The 16,772-nt window shown below is 31.0% G+C and carries 22 protein-coding genes; 7 read left to right on the forward strand and 15 right to left on the reverse strand.

Annotated elements, in window-relative coordinates; translation table 11 throughout:
- The first annotated feature begins 37 nt into the window (after window positions 1–37).
- Window positions 38–352: a hypothetical protein gene (locus PYW35_RS07335; protein ID WP_016911668.1), complete on the forward strand. Its 315-nt coding sequence runs from the start codon at window positions 38–40 to the stop codon at window positions 350–352.
- Window positions 353–364: 12 nt separating this feature from the next.
- Window positions 365–1,762 (forward strand): phosphoribosyltransferase domain-containing protein, encoded by a 1,398-nt coding sequence (locus PYW35_RS07340; protein WP_103322482.1) that lies wholly within the window; start codon window positions 365–367, stop codon window positions 1,760–1,762.
- 98 nt (window positions 1,763–1,860) lie between these two features.
- Here PYW35_RS07340 and PYW35_RS07345 read toward each other — a convergent pair whose 3' ends face one another.
- The 4 genes from PYW35_RS07345 to PYW35_RS07360 all read right to left on the reverse strand — a co-directional run bounded on the left by PYW35_RS07345 (window position 1,861) and on the right by PYW35_RS07360 (window position 5,989).
- Complete coding sequence (locus PYW35_RS07345; protein ID WP_103322483.1) at window positions 1,861–2,667, reverse strand: Cof-type HAD-IIB family hydrolase; 807 nt, start codon at window positions 2,665–2,667, stop codon at window positions 1,861–1,863.
- Between the two features lie 70 nt (window positions 2,668–2,737).
- Window positions 2,738–3,649 (reverse strand): homoserine kinase, encoded by a 912-nt coding sequence (thrB, locus tag PYW35_RS07350; protein ID WP_103322484.1) that lies wholly within the window; start codon window positions 3,647–3,649, stop codon window positions 2,738–2,740.
- Window positions 3,646–4,710 (reverse strand): threonine synthase, encoded by a 1,065-nt coding sequence (gene thrC / locus PYW35_RS07355; RefSeq protein WP_016911672.1) that lies wholly within the window; start codon window positions 4,708–4,710, stop codon window positions 3,646–3,648. Before thrC ends, thrB begins: the two co-directional genes overlap by 4 nt.
- A 1-nt stretch (window position 4,711) precedes the next feature.
- Window positions 4,712–5,989: a homoserine dehydrogenase gene (locus tag PYW35_RS07360; protein WP_016911673.1), complete on the reverse strand. Its 1,278-nt coding sequence runs from the start codon at window positions 5,987–5,989 to the stop codon at window positions 4,712–4,714.
- Between the two features lie 197 nt (window positions 5,990–6,186).
- Between PYW35_RS07360 and PYW35_RS07365 the strand changes: the two genes are divergently transcribed.
- Window positions 6,187–7,560 carry an aspartate kinase gene (locus PYW35_RS07365; protein WP_103322485.1) on the forward strand — a complete coding sequence of 458 codons (1,374 nt, stop codon included), beginning with the start codon at window positions 6,187–6,189 and terminating at the stop codon, window positions 7,558–7,560.
- Window positions 7,561–7,874: 314 nt separating this feature from the next.
- Here the strand turns inward: PYW35_RS07365 and PYW35_RS07370 are convergent, their stop codons facing one another.
- From PYW35_RS07370 to PYW35_RS07380, 3 genes are all read right to left on the reverse strand, one after another.
- Window positions 7,875–8,468 carry a hypothetical protein gene (locus PYW35_RS07370; RefSeq protein ID WP_103322486.1) on the reverse strand — a complete coding sequence of 198 codons (594 nt, stop codon included), beginning with the start codon at window positions 8,466–8,468 and terminating at the stop codon, window positions 7,875–7,877.
- An 82-nt stretch (window positions 8,469–8,550) separates the two neighbouring features.
- On the reverse strand, window positions 8,551–8,880 hold the full coding sequence (locus PYW35_RS07375) for a nucleoside triphosphate pyrophosphohydrolase family protein (RefSeq protein WP_103322487.1): 330 nt from the start codon (window positions 8,878–8,880) through the stop codon (window positions 8,551–8,553).
- 4 nt (window positions 8,881–8,884) lie between these two features.
- A complete protein-coding gene (locus tag PYW35_RS07380) occupies window positions 8,885–9,769 on the reverse strand; it encodes an NAD(P)-dependent oxidoreductase (protein WP_103322488.1) in 885 nt (294 codons plus the stop codon).
- 255 nt (window positions 9,770–10,024) lie between these two features.
- Between PYW35_RS07380 and PYW35_RS07385 the strand changes: the two genes are divergently transcribed.
- A complete protein-coding gene (locus PYW35_RS07385) occupies window positions 10,025–10,741 on the forward strand; it encodes a hypothetical protein (protein ID WP_103322734.1) in 717 nt (238 codons plus the stop codon).
- 136 nt (window positions 10,742–10,877) lie between these two features.
- Here the strand turns inward: PYW35_RS07385 and PYW35_RS07390 are convergent, their stop codons facing one another.
- The gene (locus PYW35_RS07390; RefSeq protein WP_016912269.1) at window positions 10,878–11,417 is read right to left on the reverse strand and encodes an N-acetylmuramoyl-L-alanine amidase; all 540 of its coding nucleotides are present in this window, start codon (window positions 11,415–11,417) and stop codon (window positions 10,878–10,880) included.
- Between the two features lie 128 nt (window positions 11,418–11,545).
- On the opposite strand from PYW35_RS07390, the gene PYW35_RS07395 reads away from it, so the two are divergent.
- A complete protein-coding gene (locus tag PYW35_RS07395; RefSeq protein ID WP_103322735.1) occupies window positions 11,546–12,469 on the forward strand; it encodes a diacylglycerol/lipid kinase family protein in 924 nt (307 codons plus the stop codon).
- Between the two features lie 246 nt (window positions 12,470–12,715).
- On the opposite strand, the gene PYW35_RS07400 is transcribed toward PYW35_RS07395, so the two are convergent.
- The 3 genes from PYW35_RS07400 to PYW35_RS07410 form a co-directional block, all read right to left on the reverse strand.
- Window positions 12,716–12,919 carry a TM2 domain-containing protein gene (locus tag PYW35_RS07400; RefSeq protein ID WP_103322736.1) on the reverse strand — a complete coding sequence of 68 codons (204 nt, stop codon included), beginning with the start codon at window positions 12,917–12,919 and terminating at the stop codon, window positions 12,716–12,718.
- 156 nt (window positions 12,920–13,075) lie between these two features.
- A complete protein-coding gene (locus PYW35_RS07405) occupies window positions 13,076–13,285 on the reverse strand; it encodes a hypothetical protein (RefSeq protein ID WP_103322737.1) in 210 nt (69 codons plus the stop codon).
- A 156-nt stretch (window positions 13,286–13,441) separates the two neighbouring features.
- Entirely contained in the window at window positions 13,442–13,606 is a 165-nt protein-coding gene (locus tag PYW35_RS07410) for a hypothetical protein (RefSeq protein WP_169925685.1), read from the reverse strand.
- Between the two features lie 125 nt (window positions 13,607–13,731).
- Between PYW35_RS07410 and PYW35_RS07415 the strand changes: the two genes are divergently transcribed.
- The gene (locus PYW35_RS07415; RefSeq protein ID WP_016912274.1) at window positions 13,732–13,923 is read left to right on the forward strand and encodes a hypothetical protein; all 192 of its coding nucleotides are present in this window, start codon (window positions 13,732–13,734) and stop codon (window positions 13,921–13,923) included.
- Here PYW35_RS07415 and PYW35_RS07420 read toward each other — a convergent pair whose 3' ends face one another.
- The 3 genes from PYW35_RS07420 to PYW35_RS07430 form a co-directional block, all read right to left on the reverse strand.
- Complete coding sequence (locus PYW35_RS07420) at window positions 13,924–14,292, reverse strand: YbgA family protein (protein ID WP_103322945.1); 369 nt, start codon at window positions 14,290–14,292, stop codon at window positions 13,924–13,926. It lies immediately after the preceding gene.
- 4 nt (window positions 14,293–14,296) lie between these two features.
- Window positions 14,297–14,770 carry a pyrimidine dimer DNA glycosylase/endonuclease V gene (locus tag PYW35_RS07425; protein ID WP_103322946.1) on the reverse strand — a complete coding sequence of 158 codons (474 nt, stop codon included), beginning with the start codon at window positions 14,768–14,770 and terminating at the stop codon, window positions 14,297–14,299.
- 77 nt (window positions 14,771–14,847) lie between these two features.
- Window positions 14,848–15,339, reverse strand: a complete 492-nt coding sequence (locus tag PYW35_RS07430; RefSeq protein WP_103322947.1) for a GNAT family N-acetyltransferase — start codon at window positions 15,337–15,339, stop codon at window positions 14,848–14,850.
- 132 nt (window positions 15,340–15,471) lie between these two features.
- Between PYW35_RS07430 and PYW35_RS07435 the strand changes: the two genes are divergently transcribed.
- Window positions 15,472–15,993, forward strand: a complete 522-nt coding sequence (locus PYW35_RS07435; RefSeq protein WP_103322948.1) for a MepB family protein — start codon at window positions 15,472–15,474, stop codon at window positions 15,991–15,993.
- Window positions 15,994–16,045: 52 nt separating this feature from the next.
- Here the strand turns inward: PYW35_RS07435 and PYW35_RS07440 are convergent, their stop codons facing one another.
- Window positions 16,046–16,663, reverse strand: coding sequence for an FMN-binding negative transcriptional regulator (locus PYW35_RS07440; protein WP_103322949.1), 618 nt, complete (start codon window positions 16,661–16,663; stop codon window positions 16,046–16,048).
- Window positions 16,664–16,772 lie beyond the last annotated feature (109 nt).

The raw sequence follows: 16,772 nt of genomic DNA on the forward strand, positions 1-16,772 counted from the left end.
ACATTAATAATGAATATTTAACAAAGAAGGTGTAATAATGGCTGGTCAAACTAATTTATTTGATGACGTTATGGAACAAGATGAGCGCTTTGTGATTGTTGTACAAAGTATTTATGATACAAATGCTCAACTCGTCAAAAAAACATTAAGAGAATATACAAGTTTAACAAGAGAACAGATGCAATCCTTATTTGATCATCTTAAAGATTTATATTTAACTGAACCTTTTGAGGAGAACCAAGCATTCTTTGATATTACTGTTTATACAAATCAAGACTATGCAGCTGACCAAATTTATGCGCATATTAAAAGAAAAAAACATAGTCACGAATGGACGCATACAAGTAAATAAAGGAGTAATGATATGTCCCACGTAAGCAAAGTTTTTCCTTTAGATAACGAAAAGCAAGTTGAAGTAAAAGTCGTTAAAAATAGATTTGATTTTGAAATTGATGAAATGTTGGCAATTACACAAGAAGAAAATTCTGAATTTCCTTTTATTCCTGTTTCACCTTGTTTAGGTTATTCTAGAGGACTTTACCCGGAACATCCTTTACTTATTGGTTTATTATTAGGTTTTTTATACCATGAATCTTTAACTGGTGAAACAGATGAACGCATTCATAGTATTGCGAAAGCAATCAATAGTAAAAATCGCGGTAAAATGATTCAAGCATTAAATATAATAGAGGCAAATAAACTCGGTCACTACCCACCCACTCGTTTCATTGGATTAAGCGAACGTGCTGTTAATTTAGGCCAATCAATATTTAGTTTATTTGAAGATGAAGTTATGTTTTTAGCCTCTACAAGAGATAAAATCATATCACATCCACCTTTGTTAGATCATAAAGATATCGTTGATCCACTAGAACGTTTATTCTTTTATACAAAAGATAAAGATTTCTTTGATAACGACGAACGTATTGCTATTATTGACAACCATTTATTAAATGGTAATTCTGTCTTAAACCTTATTAAAAAGATTTATGATAAATACCCTGAAAGAGAAACGTTTACTGTATTAACACCGATAGATTTAAGATCATCAAGTGTTAAAGAATCTTTTTCTAGCTTAGAAAAATCTTTGAATATTAAAATTAATATTATATCGCTCATGACTTTTGATGTTGAAGTTCAAGAAATAGAGCATGCAACCGAAGATTTAATACAAAACGAATTTTTAGAAAATCAACATCAAGAAACTAAAGTACAATATCATTCTTTTAGAAATGTTATTAATGATCATTTCATCGTAAAAGCACAAAATATGTTACGAGATGAAACGATTCATGATAATCCATATTTCATTTCAACAGGTAGATTTACATTGAATGGCAAAGAACAACAAACTTCTGAAGCGTTGTTTCAGCGTATGGGAGAGTTGTTAAATGATTTACTAGATGATTCACCGAAGCTCGTTATTGGCGTTGGTGAGTTCTTGTATGCGCCTCTCCAGATTGCTCGTTATTTACCTGGCAAAGATGTATATGTGCAAGGAACAACAAGATTTAATTTTGATTCAAGTACTTTAAAACACTCTAATAAAAAAATAAGCTTTATGTCTCCACTCGAAAGAACGATCACACATTATTTATATAATTTAGATATAGATCAATATGATGAAATCATTGTTTTTGTAGAAAGATTACGACATAAAACTGAAATTGATGATTTAGTACAACAGTTAAAAATACTCGGTGCTAAGTCTATACTCGTTATTGAAATGACTTCAATTTCATTTAATGAAGACCGATATTGACAACCAAACATTAAAAAAGCAGTAGAAATTCAAATTTGAATTTCTGCTGCTTTTTAGATTTTTAAGATATTAGTATCTCAAGAAAGTGTTATACCTTATTATTGAGCCAGTATTTTTTCTAATGCTGTTACAATACCGTCGTTATCATGATCATCTGTAACTAAATCTGCAATACCTTTTATTGTATCGTTAGCATTTCCCATCGCTACGCCAACAGCAGATTTTTCTAGCATGTCTGAATCATTTAAACTATCACCAAATGCAATCACTTCAGAAAAACCAGCGTTAATTTGATCAAATAATTTTTGTAATGATTTCCCTTTCGAAACTTGTCCATCCATAAATTCTAAAAAGTATGGCTTACTTATCGTTGAAGATACTTCATGACTAAATTCACCATTAAGTTCGCTATTTGCTTTTGCAATATTCTCTTCGTAATCAACGCCCATCACTTTAGGTACATCTTCGTTAATAACATCTTTAATATCATCAACTTTTTTCATAGGAAGGCCCGTTAAATCACTTTCGATATTCATATATTCGTGCGTTCTATCATGTATAATTTGATCGTCTATATATGTTAAATAGAAGAAGTTTTGTGTTCTACAATAATCGATAATTTTATTTGCATCATCTTTATTGATCGTTTGTTTAAACACAACATTATTATCTTTCGCATCTATAACAAATGCGCCATTATAGCTGACAATGTATCCACCATTATTTTTTAAATCTAGTGCATCAGCGTGTTTCATCATACCAGCTGTCGGTCTTCCAGATGCAAGTATTAATTTCATACCTTCTTTTTGTTTTTCTTTTAAATATGTATATGTTTTTTCACTTATCTCATTTTTTGAAGTTAAAAGTGTATCATCCATATCCATTACTATGTATTTATATGCCATGTTTATCTCCTTAAAATATAATGATGCTTATATTCTATCATATACAGAATATAAGCATCTCATCATTCGTTTATAAATTAATAATTTTTTGGCTAACACCATATCGATTGATTGTGACTAATTCAGATTCACAATCTTGGAATCTATTTTGCAATTCTCTAACGAGTTTACCACTCAACTCTTTTTTAATTAAAGTTAAAACTGTAGGACCAGCACCACTAATTACTGTAGCGTATGCCCCATACTCAAGCGCTAATGCTTTAATGTTTTCAAAGTTAGGAATTAAATGTTGTCTATATGGTTCATGAAAACCATCTTTCATCATCATTTTACCTGCCAATTCATAATTATGTTGAATTAAAGCACTAATCATTGTATTACTTATTGCGCTATATTTGACAGAGTCTTTCAAAGATAATGTTTCAGGTAATACTTTACGTGCCTTTTCCGTCGATAATTCATATTCAGGAATTGTAGCAATAACATCAACTTTTGGAATATCTATATATGAAACATCTGTTTGTTTCACTTCAGGATCATAAACACCGAGCACTAAACCACCATAAATTGTAGGCGCTACGTTGTCTGGATGACCTTCAATTTCAGTTGCAAGCTGCAATAATTCGTATTTAGATAACTTTAAGTTTGCAAAATAGTTTGCGAGAAATAATCCAGTCACTAGAGCTGAAGCTGAACTACCTAAACCTCTTGCTAAAGGGATATCGCTATACATTTTCAAATTTAATGCTGGCATACTTTTAGAGAATTTTGCTGTAGCTGTTTGAGCAATTTTTGTAATATAGTGTTGTTCATCATTTGGTAATCCTTTCAAATGTGGACCTATATGTTCAAAATGCCATTTTTTATCTTCTGAAAGATGCGCCTCAACCTCTAAATATTTATCAAGAGCCATTCCGATAGAATCAAAACCTACTCCTAGGTTAGCTGTTGACGCTGGTACTTTAAGCTTTAACTTTTTCATTTTAATGCACGCTCAATATAATCAATAATAGCTTGTTCATCATTCTCTAATGGTGTAATTGGCGAATCTAACAAGTCGATAGCTGTATCTGGATCTTTCAATCCATTACCCGTTAAGATAGCAACAACAGTTTGATTAGGCTCTAATTTACCTTGTTCATGTAACTTTAACAATCCAGCAATAGAAGCGTTACTTGCAGGCTCACTGAAGACACCTTCTTTACTCGTCATCAGTTTATATGCTTTTAAGATTTCTTCGTCAGTCACGCTATCTATTAAGCCTTTAGATTCATCTCGTGCAGCTTCTGCTAACTTCCAGCTTGCTGGATTACCAATTCTAATTGCAGTAGCTACAGTTTCAGGGTTTTTAACAACTTTACCTTGAACGATTGGTGAAGCACCTTCTGCTTGAAAACCGCACATTACTGGTAAACCTGATTGGTTTAAGTTATCGAATTCTTTGAAACCTTTCCAATATGCTGTAATATTCCCAGCATTCCCTACTGGTATCGCAAATAAATCTGGTGCTTTGCCATCAAGTTGTTCAACAATTTCAAATGCACCTGTTTTTTGACCTTCGATTCTATAAGGGTTAACAGAGTTAACTAATGCAATTTCGCCGTTTTCTGCTACTTTTTTAACGATGTTCAATGCTTCATCAAAATTACCTTTAATTGATACAATTTCAGCACCATACATCACAGCTTGAGCTAATTTTCCAAGTGCAATTTTACCTTCTGGAATTACAACAATCGCTTTTAATCCAGCTCTAGCTGCATATGCCGCAGCAGATGCTGAAGTATTACCAGTCGAAGCACAAATAACAATTTTCTTTCCTTCTTCTTTAGCTTTTGCAACGGCCATAACCATTCCTCTATCTTTAAATGATCCAGTTGGGTTAAGTCCTTCAAATTTAGCAAATAAATTGATATTTAATTTATCTGATAAATATGGTAAATGTATTAAAGGCGTATTTCCTTCATTTAAAGTTAATTTAGGTGTACTTTCATTTACCGGTAAATATTCTTTATAATTATGAATTAATCCTTGCCATCTTCCCATATTATTTGTCTCCTTCAATTGGATAGTATTTAACAATGTTTAAGCCGTTTTCTTTTAATGATTTAATTGGCAACTCGTCAATACCTCTAATAACAATACCGTAAGTATTTTCTGTACGTTGCTCTACTTTCACGCTTCTATGAAACTCTATAGTCGCTTTAATCTCATCTCTTAAAACGTCTTCTTCTTTGTCGGTTTCAACAATTATGAAATGACTATTTTTTAACGGGAATTTAACAACTTCTTCTTCAACGATTTCTTTAGTTCGTTCAGTCTTAAGTTCGAAGTGAGGCGGTAAAGTATGTAAATCAGATTCAAATTGTAAAGCTACATTTAATAAATCTGAAACGACTGCACTACCTGTAGCTAAACTTCCTGCACCTTTACCATAAAACATCGTATCTCCTACAGCGTCACCTATAACATATATAGCATTATACTCATCTTCAACATGAGACATTTGATGACTATTTGGAAGTAATGTTGGTTTTACACTTGCAACCACTTCACCGTTTTCGTATTTCCCTTGACCTATTAATTTTATTTTGTATCCTAATCTTTCTGCAACTTTAATATCTTCAATTTCAACATCTGAAATACCTACTCTTTCGACATCATCCAAGGAAATAACTCTATTAAATGATAAATAGCTCGTAATGACAACTTTACGAGCTGCGTCTACACCTTCAACATCATCAGTTGGATCGGCTTCTGCATATCCTAAATCAGTTGCAAGTTGTAATGCTTCTTCATAAGATTTACCTTCTCGAGTCATTTGGCTTAGTATAAAATTAGATGTCCCATTAAATATACCCATAAATTGATTGATATTATTTGCATTTAATCCATTATTAATCGCATTAACAATAGGTATACCACCTGCAACACTTGCTTCATACTTTAACGCAACTTTATTTTTTTCTGCTAAGTCTTCTAAGACTCTTAAATGTACAGCTAACAAATCTTTGTTTGCTGTAATAACATGAATACCTTTAGATAAGAATGCTTTCAACCATTCTACAGTTGGTTCAATTCCACCCATTACTTCTACAACGATATCTAATTCATCATCATTTAAAATATCGTCAATATTTTCAGTTAAATGATAGCTAGAAGTATTAATTGCTCGCTTCTTACTCGTTGAGTTAACGAGAATATGTTTAATATGTATAGATTTACCTATTGTATCTTCTATTTGCTCTTTATTTTCTTCTACAATCTTTACGACGCCTGTTCCGACAGTGCCGAGACCTAATACTGCTACATTTAATACTTTCATTTTCTCACTCACCTTAAATATATTGTTCTTGTTAAAAATACAAATGTCTACTTGAAATAGACTCAACTTTATTATAGTATAAATTCATTAAAGTTTTTTGTAAAGTTTGAATAATTAGAATTAATAGTAATATTATCATTATTTCTAGCTTTGTAAAGAGTTACAATTACATTACCCCCAGTAAAAGGACTGATAAAATGAAAGTTTCAAAATTTGGCGGAAGTTCCGTCGCGAATAGTGTACAAATTAAAAAAGTATTAAACATTATCAACTCTGATGATGAAAGAAAAATTGTCGTTGTATCAGCGCCAGGTAAAAGGTTCAAAGAAGATATTAAAACAACAGACTTACTCATCCGTTTATATGACAAAGTAATCAATAATTTGGATTATTCAAACAAACTACGACAAATTATTGAACGTTATGAAGAAATTGTTACAGAGCTTGAAATGGACGATGCTATTTTAAAAGAAATAAAGGATAACTTGCTATACTTAATTGATGTATACAAAAATCAACCTGAGCGATTATTAGATGCATTGAAAAGTTGCGGAGAAAATTTTAATGCAAAAATCATTGCACAATATAATAATCAGTTAGGCTATCCAACACGTTATTTATCTCCAAAAGAAGCAGGCATTATTGTGACAGATGAACCAGGAAATGCCATGATATTAGAATCATCATATGAAAAAATTTATCAATTGCGTGAGTACGATGAAACCCTTATTATACCTGGGTTCTTTGGGTATTCTGAGAACGACGATATCGTAACATTTCCGCGTGGAGGTTCTGACATTACTGGCGCTATTTTAGCTAGAGGTATAAAAGCAAGTCTTTACGAAAACTTCACTGATGTATCAGGTATATTCCGTGCAAATCCAACAGTGGTTTCGCAACCAGAAGTGATCCCAGAAATCACATATCGAGAAATGCGTGAATTATCTTATGCAGGATTTGGTGTCTTCCATGACGAAGCTTTAGAGCCACTATACAAAGATCGCATTCCCGTCGTTATTAAAAATACGAACAGACCACATGATAAAGGCACTTTCATAGTAAGTGAAAGAGAAATTTCAAACTTATCTCATATTGTTTCTGGCGTAAGCTGTGACAAAGGTTTCACAATCATTAATGTCAAAAAATACTTAATGAATAGAGAAGTAGGATTCACAAGAAAAGTTCTTAGCATATTAGAAGAAGAGAATATTTCTATCGAACACATTCCTTCTGGTATTGATAATTTAAGTATTATCATGAGAAGCGCACAAATAAAAGGAAAAGAAGAACGCGTGTTAAATAAAATTCGAGAAGAAATCGAAGTCGATGAACTTACTATAGATTATGATTTAGCTATATTAATGATTGTTGGCGAAGGCATGAACAAAGCAATCGGCACAGCAGCAGGCGCTACAAAAGCGTTAAGTAAAAATAAAGTTAACCTTAATATGATTAACCAAGGTTCTTCAGAAATTTCAATGATGTTTGGTATAGATGAACAATATTCTGATATAGCTGTTCAAGCAATATATAACGAATATTTCGCTAAAGAAACTACACAAATTATTTAAATCATTTAAAAGAGCGTAAATTCTTTATACAACAAGAATTTACGCTTTTTACTTTATGATAAATAGAACCCGTGATTTTATCATGTCAGGCTTCACTTGATAAATAGCAAAAAATCTTTATAATTACTTCGCACGATTTTGTAAAGTGCTGACGCCTGAGGGAATAGTATGCGAGAGAGACTACAGGCTCGAACCATACCCCTAGGCAAGCATGCACTTTCAAAATCGTAAGATTCAAAAAAGAGATATTCAGTAGGCTATAACCTACTGAATATCTCTTTATTTTAAGTATAAGTATTTTTGTCCCAACCTTTTTATGTTTCTGACAAAATAATTTGATTTAATTTATCTTTTCCAATTACTTTTCTAAGCATGAAAAATTGATAATAACTTAAGTGCTGAATCAGTCTTTGATATTTATATATGTCGTCTTGTCTCAGTTCATGATATAGTTTATACATCATTTGAATCTCTGGACGTAAATATTTAACATCAGTTTCTAAACTATGAAAATATATTTTATAGTCTTCCACTTCTATATTGTGATCATGTCTAAATTGCCATTTGTCATCTTTCGTCTCATAAATATACACTATAATAATCCTACATTGTGCTTTTTTATCATATACATAAAACTTAGTATAATTATAAAGATCGCTAGCATTGATTTCTTCTAGTTCGTATAAAGGTGTTTTGACTACCAACTGATATTGGTGTTCTAAAAAGTAATTTGTCAACAAATCTACTTCTTCTCTACTTACTGTTATACTCATTAGTTCCTTTGTATATGTGTACTCGTTTAGAAATAAATCAATCGCACATTGTCCACAAACAATATATTGAAATGGGTAGTCAGACATAATCTGTTTTAATTCATCTATTGATAAATATTGTTCGTTTCTTTCCAAATCAGGTACCTCCTAAGTAAGCGTTTTCATTCTCCTTTCATTTTATCAGTTTTGTAATAATTATCCAATAGCTATTTATTGTTTAATCTTTACGATTTAGTGAATCTTCTTTAGTAAAACCATTTGGATATCGTCTTTCAAGCTTTGCTATGTTGGACATGGCTATATCATTTAAATCCATATCGAGTGCTTTAGCGCAACAAGCGATATACCACAATACATCCCCTAACTCTTTCTTTAATTCTTGCTCGTCTAATTCATGACCATGAAACACATGTTTTTTTACGATATCAGCGACTTCGCCTGCTTCTCCTGTTAGTCCTAAAGCACCATTAATTAAGCTTTGTTCTGGATCTCTTTTTATGTCTGACATCGTTCTTAATGCGAGTTGTTGATACTCATTTAATTCCATAATGCTACCTCTTTTCAATTTGATTTTTTAACAATTGTATAACAGATTGTGTGCCGTTATCATCAAATCCTGCCTCACTAAGGGCATCATATACTTCTTTTGCTTTAAGTAAACCAGGCATATATAGTCCCATTTTTTCACTTTCTTCAATCGCGATTTTCATATCTTTTATAAAATGTTTAACATAGAATCCAGCTGCATAATCATTTTTAACCATTCTTGGTCCTAAATTAGATAATGACCAGCTACCTGCTGCACCGTGTTCGATAGAATTGAACACTTTTTCTATATTTAAACCTGCTTCTTCTGCATAAATAATTGCTTCTGCTACACCTAACATTCCAGCTGCAATCGCTATTTGGTTAGATAATTTCGTATGTTGACCATTACCACTTTTACCTTGATATACAACGTTTTTGCCAATAACTTTGAAGATGTTCTCTACTTGACGATATGCATCTTCATCTCCTCCGACCATAATTGTTAGTGCTGCATTTTTCGCACCTACATCTCCACCTGAAACAGGTGCGTCTAAACTTTTAATATTTTGAGATTTAGCTTTTTTATAAATTTTTTCAGCTAATGCTGGACTTGAAGTTGTCATATCAATGACTATGCTACCTTCTTTAGCGTGGTTTAAAATGCCTTCTTCACTTAAATAAATGGATTCAACATCTTTAGGGTATCCTACGATAGAAATAATAACATCACTATTCTGCGATAATAATTTAACCGTATCACACCACTCGGCACCTTGTTCAACTAGTGAATCAGCTTTTGATTTTGTTCTATTAAAAACATTTACTGTATATCCCTCTTTAATTAAATGCTCTGCCATAGATTTCCCCATGACACCAGTTCCTACAAATCCAATTGTTTGTTTAGTCATCAAAAATGCCCCCTATTTTTATCATATACAGTCATTATACCGATTTATCAGAAAAATCTAAATCATTGAACATATAGACAATCATAAATTTTACAATCCATTTACATAAAACAAACATTATTTAAGGTTTATTATTAAAATTGAAAAAAACTATAAAAATTTATTAATGAATTTAGTTTGATTTTAATTTATAGTGGTATTCAATTAATGTTGATACATAAGTGTCAAACATATAAATAGAAAAGAGGTTCTAACATGAAGAAATTTATAATGTTGCTATTATCTTCATTCCTATTTTTAGCAGCTTGTGGCAATGGAGATAGCGATAGTAGCAAAAATGATTCTTCTGCAAGTAAAGATTCATCTAAATCTGACGATTCTTCAAAATCAGGAGATAGTAAATCCGATAAAGATTCTAATTCTGATAGCGATAGTAAATCTAACAATGATGCTAACGCTGACTCTGAGAGCAATGATAAACCTTCTGAAAGTACAGATAATAACAATTCAGACGCTAGTAATAGCAGTGCTTCTTCTGACTCTAATTCTAACAGTTCCAATTCTTCAGATGACAATGGAACTTCAAGTTCTGATGCAACAAGTAACGCCAGTAATTCAAATAATAGTTCAGCTGATGCAAATGCTTCATCAAATAATAATTCGGCTCAAAGCAATGCGAATCAATCAGCTGCAAATACAAGTTCAGCTACAAATGCAAATGCTTCTGCAAGCAATAATCAAACAGTTTCAGCACTTGGATCTGAACAAGCACAACAAATTTATAACGAAACAGGCTCTAATGCCTATTTAAACTCCATTAATGCAGATTGGAGACAAAAGTACGAAGGTGGACTAACTAACCCTGAAAAAGCTTCTTTAAATGCATTAGAGATAGGTAATTATAACGGTCCTGAACAACCTGAATTATTCTATAATGCATTAGTTCAAATTCAACAACAATATGCACAATAAATTAAAGGTCTCTTCATTAGGTTATAACCTAGTGAAGAGACCTTTTTATATTTTTAAATTTCATGATTTTGAAAGTGCATGTTTGTCTAGGGGTAGCACGAAGACTAATCATAACCTTGAAATGTTAAGTGTGTACTTAATTCAGCATATACTGGTTTATTTGTTCGATAAAATAATCTTTCATCTCATTGATAATCCATTCATCTGGCATACCATCAACTGTTGTTTTCCAATTCGTATGAATTTCTAATGAACGGTGCGGACATTCAGTTTCACTAAATTCTAAATGTAGTCTCACTGTTTCCCTATTTGGCGTTAAATTATAATCTATCATGTCTGTCGCTATTGTTCGAAATGTTTCTTGTTCATTTAATAAAAATTCTTCATCCGTACTTGAAAGAGATTCTAACACTTCGTAACCGATATATTGTTCATTGCCAATAGGATGAGCAGTATGCCATGCGATATTTTCAGTATCGATTGCTTGCCATTGTTGATTCCGATCAATATAGTAATGTGCGATCCCTTGTACATATCGTTCTTCAGGTGCATTTATTAATACTTCGCGCCATTCATTTGCATTTAATTCACTGGCATCATTATGAATAACTACACCTAATAGAGGTTCGGTTCTTTTCTGCATATCGTAATTAATATAATCATTTTGTGATGTCATCGTTATCCTCCCCCATAAATATTAACTTTTATTTATCTTAACATAAATAATTCATGAACTTGAAACTGTTTATACATCTAAATAAATGGTAATGTAATAAAAGAACGATTACAGGAGGTTATATATTTATGACACAACATTTTCATAAAGGCATATTATTTTATCATAAAGCAGCTGGACAAGGTAATATATACAAAGAACTTGGACAAGTTACTGAAAACTTAACGCAGCTTTGTGATGACTTAACAATAAAATTAAGTAAAGAAGAAGGACAAATTAAATCGTATTGCAAAGAAATCGCTGAAAATAATCATGTTAGTTCTTTTGATGTTTTTTTCATACTAGGTGGCGATGGAACTTTAAATGAACTTATAAATGGCGTTGTAGAAAACAATCTACAAATACCGATTGGTGTGTTGCCTGGAGGAACATTCAATGATTTTACAAAAACGTTAAATCTTTCTCAAAAACCAATGCAAGCATCTCAAGATTTATTAAATAGTCAAATTAAATCGTTTGATGTTTTAGATGTAAATGGTACATATGCACTTAACTTTGCTGGTATAGGCTTAATGGTTCAAAATGCAGAGAACGTTGAATCTAATCAAAAAGAATTATTTGGTAAGTTCAGTTATGTATTTTCTACAATAAAAACAGTTTCAAATCCTGAAATTTATAACTATAAATTAATAGCAGATGGAAAAGAGTATTCTGGTGAAACTTCCATGATTTTAGTAGCAAATGGTCAAAATGTTGGTGGTAGTAAAATTCCATTAGAAGATTTATCACCAAACGATGGCAAGATGAATATCTTTATATTCGACAAACAAAACTTTAGTATCATTAATGACTTTTTCAAAGTAAAAGATAGCATGAATTGGAATGAAATTAGCGAAAGTATCACACATATTTCTTGCGAATCAGCATCTTTAGAAACAGATCCACATGCAAAATTAGACATAGATGGCGAAATATTATTTGAAACACCAGTGGATATTAAATTATTAAAAGATCAAGTTAAACTACTATATTTAGATATTAATAATCAATAAATATCAAAAAAGAAGCTGGTACATAAATCCAAACTCAAAAAAACAACTCATTTCACTGATTCATTCAGCTAGAAACGAGTTGTTTTTCTATAAAATTTACGATTTTGTTCGTGCAGGTTTGCCTAGGGTATGGTTCGATTATAAGAAAAAGAGTAGGAATTCAATTTTAATTATGAATTTCTACTCTTTTTTAATTTCTAGGAAATTTATGTCCTAGACACTTTTGCTATTTAGTTTCAAATACTATTAAACTTGGATGTTCCCTTGTTCATCTGATGGTCTTAGAAGTGCTAAAACAGCACTTATTATCGCTATAATATGTGGGATTCCCGTCCAACAAAAAGCTAAATGTAACAAACCTACTACGGGCTTTTGTGCATAAAATTTATGAACACCAAAGTTGCCTAATAGAACTGCTAATGCAATATATATCCATTTATTAACTAACATTATACCCCTCCTTCAACTATAAATTCATTATATCTCCTACTTTATAGTAATACCCTAATGTGAACTAACAATATCATATATAAAGTGACGTTTTTGTAACATAAAAAAAACCTGCCGACATAGTCAGTGACTTTATCGGCAGGTTAACAATCATTTCTAGTTCCCTAAATAATCGTTAAACTCAGCTATAAATTGTTCTTTATCGTTTGCTGAATGATAGTTTAACCCGCCTAACATAATCGACTGGCTACTTACTGTAATAAAGTCATAATCAATGGAATGTTTCAAAAATATATTTTTTGCATCTTCTTGATTGTAATTATTCTTTAGGTTTTCAAATACTAAAATCTTCTCATCAAAAAACATAACTGCCTCCAAAAAAAACTTAATATATAAATACTACAAAACTATATTAAGTGAGGCTAGGGGCAATTGATGTAAATTAATACAAATTAAACTTCTATACACAATGTGTGTAAAATAACAAAACAAATTTGAGTGATAGTTAATGATTTTGACCGTTTATGATTCTTTAATAAATTCTGCTTCTAAATGCTCAATCATTTTTTTCGCTTTTTTTAATCCAGGAGACTCAGTTTCTTCTTTTTTGTATTGAAGTTCCACTAAATTAAAATCCACTTCTTTTTTTAAAGTACTCCACATTTCATGATAAACACTTTCATCCATGATGAATAACCTCCTATTCATAAATCTAACACTTAATATTTACCCTTATATTATATAAACAATCATTTATATAATATTTTTAATATGATAGACTTTATATAATATATTATATAGGAGTGTTTCTAATGGAATTTAGTACCGCGATAAAAAAAGGGTTAAAAGCCAACAAGAACGTTTATATTATGACTGTTGATCATATCGAGATTAAAGTAGAAGAGTTACTTAAAGATGGTTTCGAACATCTTTTAATTGAAACACCTGATCACATCATAAATGTAGCGAAGAAACAAATTATTTATGTTCAAACTGATAAATAATTAATGTAAAATTGTAGATTCTAATAAATATGTTTGTTCATATTTCACTGCTAACTGATGTATAAATTGCAGTAATTCATGAGCGCTAATATGATTGCTTTGAAATTGCTCTTTATATTTTATATATTGAGCTTTTTCCTCGTTGGTTGCAATTTTTTTGAAATATCCCCACATATGATCAAATGTATTCATAATTGATCCTTTAGTTGGCTCTGTTTTTTTAGCTGTTTTAATTTTAAATTCTAACGCTTCATACGACAAGTTACCTTTTAGTGATTCTCTAATATCTAAATATGCCTTTTGGCTATGCATCATTACGTTATATTTTTCATATCTCCACAATTTTTCAATCTCTGACCTACTTTTCATTTCATCACCTTCTCACATTGCAACGAGGTGCTATATTGTCTTGAGACCACTTTAAATATAGTAATTTTTGATATTCTAAGTATGCTTTATCACTTAGTAGTTTACAATCACCGTATACATAAAATGGCGGTAATTTTTCATTTGAAAGCACACCATCTTGAAGTCCTAAGTTAATGACTTCACCCATTGTTTGAATTTTATGTTCAAATTCAAGCGATCTTTTTCCGCCTCTTCTTTTATGTTCTTTATCCATTTCTAATAATATTTGATATGCATCTAATAAATAAGGTTGGCCATTATTAAACACATGTTTTACAATCGGATGATTAAGATAACGGGTATCGCCTTTTATATATCCCAACTTTGCTAGACAAACATTAATAATCTGGTATAGTTCTAATACTTGTTTAGACAGTCTGCGATTATCTAAAAATTTAGCACTTATTTCATGATCTTCACTTATTCTAAAGATTTGCATATATGCTTATACCTCTTCTCATCATTTATTCATCATAACAACTCCAAAAACAAATCAATTTTGAAACTATCTATATACTAGTCATGCAAATCGATTTGATAAAATACTAAATCCAACCAAGTTGCGAATTTATATCCCACTTTTTCAAGTGTACCAACGTGTTTAAAACCTTTTCGCTTATGAAGTATCACACTACCCTCGTTTGATGAATCGATACCTGCTACCATCGTTCTATATCCATTTTCTTTTGCAATTAAAATTAATTGATCTAATAACTGTGAAGCAATGCCTTGTCTTCTATAATTAGGGTTTACATAAATGGAATGCTCAATCGTATATTGGTAAGCTGCCCAATCTCTAAAAGGACCGTAAGAAGCAAAACCAGCAACTTCACCATCTTTTTCAAATACTAGTACTGGAAGATTGGATTTCAGTTTACTATTAAACCATTCTTTTCTTTCCTCAAGATTTGTTTTCTCGTATGTATAAACAGTTGTTGTATGAACAATTGCATCATTATAAATATTTAATATACCATTCAAATCATGCTCAGTTGCATTTCTAATCATTAAGTATCCTCCGACATCTTTTTAATTTATTTAATCATATCAATCCACCTTAAAAAGTAAAGACTTTGATATAATATGTGTATATGTTTTTTTAATGAAATCATAACGATAAATAAAATTGGAGTTGATCAGTTGTTCGAGTCAATCAAATTTACACGAGACGTTTTAGAGGAACATCATACCATTCAAGACCTAAATATAGAACCTTTGAATATCGAATATGAAAGCTGTTATTTCCGACTCGCTAATCATACATATAGAAGTAGACGCGCTAAAAAGACACCGAATAAAAAAGGATATTTCGTCGTATTTTGGGTTAAAGATGAAAACAATAAGAACAGACCCTATACTTATGGAGAATCAGCAGACAAACTGATCATTACGATAATGGATGCCGCTAAAAAAGGTCAATTCATCATTCCAAAAGAAGTACTGCTTAAGAAACATATTATAAGTCATAATAATATAAAAGGAAAAATGGCTATGAGAGTTTATCCTAGTTGGGAAGAAAATTTAAATAAGACAGCTACCCAAACACAAAACTGGCAACAAGATTATTTTATAGATTTATCAGATAGCGTTGATTCTCAAAATATTGCTAAATTATATCAAAAGGTATTCAAAAATAAAAAAAATCATCCAATCCGAAAATGAGTCTAACGGATTGGGTGATTTTTTTTAAGAAAGGAAATGATATTTCAAGCTCTTATTTATTTTTATTTTCTTTTTCAATTTCTCGTGCTAAATTTTTATCATTATGGTCATCACTATGATTTAAGTTAATTACAATATTTTCTTTATCGGTTTCGCTACGTGTTTGACTTAATTTATAAGCAGCTTCGATTTTATTTATTTTTACTTTAAACCCTACTATACCTTTAATTTGTTTTTGAGTTTGAGGTGATAAATTATCCCATGTTGCTCCATCTTCATGATGGCTTTCATATTTATCCAACAGTTTTTTCAAATCTACTTCTAGCTGTGCTTCGTTTAATAAACGCCCTTTCCCATACACATGAATACTTTGATAATCCCATGTTGGAATATCTTCTGTTTCGTACCAAGTTGAAGAAATATACGCATGTGGACCTTGAAATATGATCAGTACATTGTCATTATTCTCAATCGTTTTCCATTGATTATTATTTTTAGCAAAATGTCCAGAAATCACTAATGCATCATTTGTTTCTTCAATGTTAACTGGTAAATGTGTTGCAATTGGCATTGTTCCATCATTTGTAACAATCGTTGCAAAATTATAAGTTGTTAAAAACTTCTTAATTTCTTGATAATCCTTCTTTTGATAATGTTTTGGAATATACATAAAATCCCCCCCTCACTTAATAATATACTAGATTATAAAAAAAGGTTTAATTGAAAATTATTGTAACAATTCATCATTTATTTCGAGCATAGTTTGATACTTCATTTTT

Origin of the sequence: Mammaliicoccus vitulinus, assembly GCF_029024305.1 — a bacterium.
Lineage (GTDB): Bacteria > Bacillota > Bacilli > Staphylococcales > Staphylococcaceae > Mammaliicoccus > Mammaliicoccus vitulinus.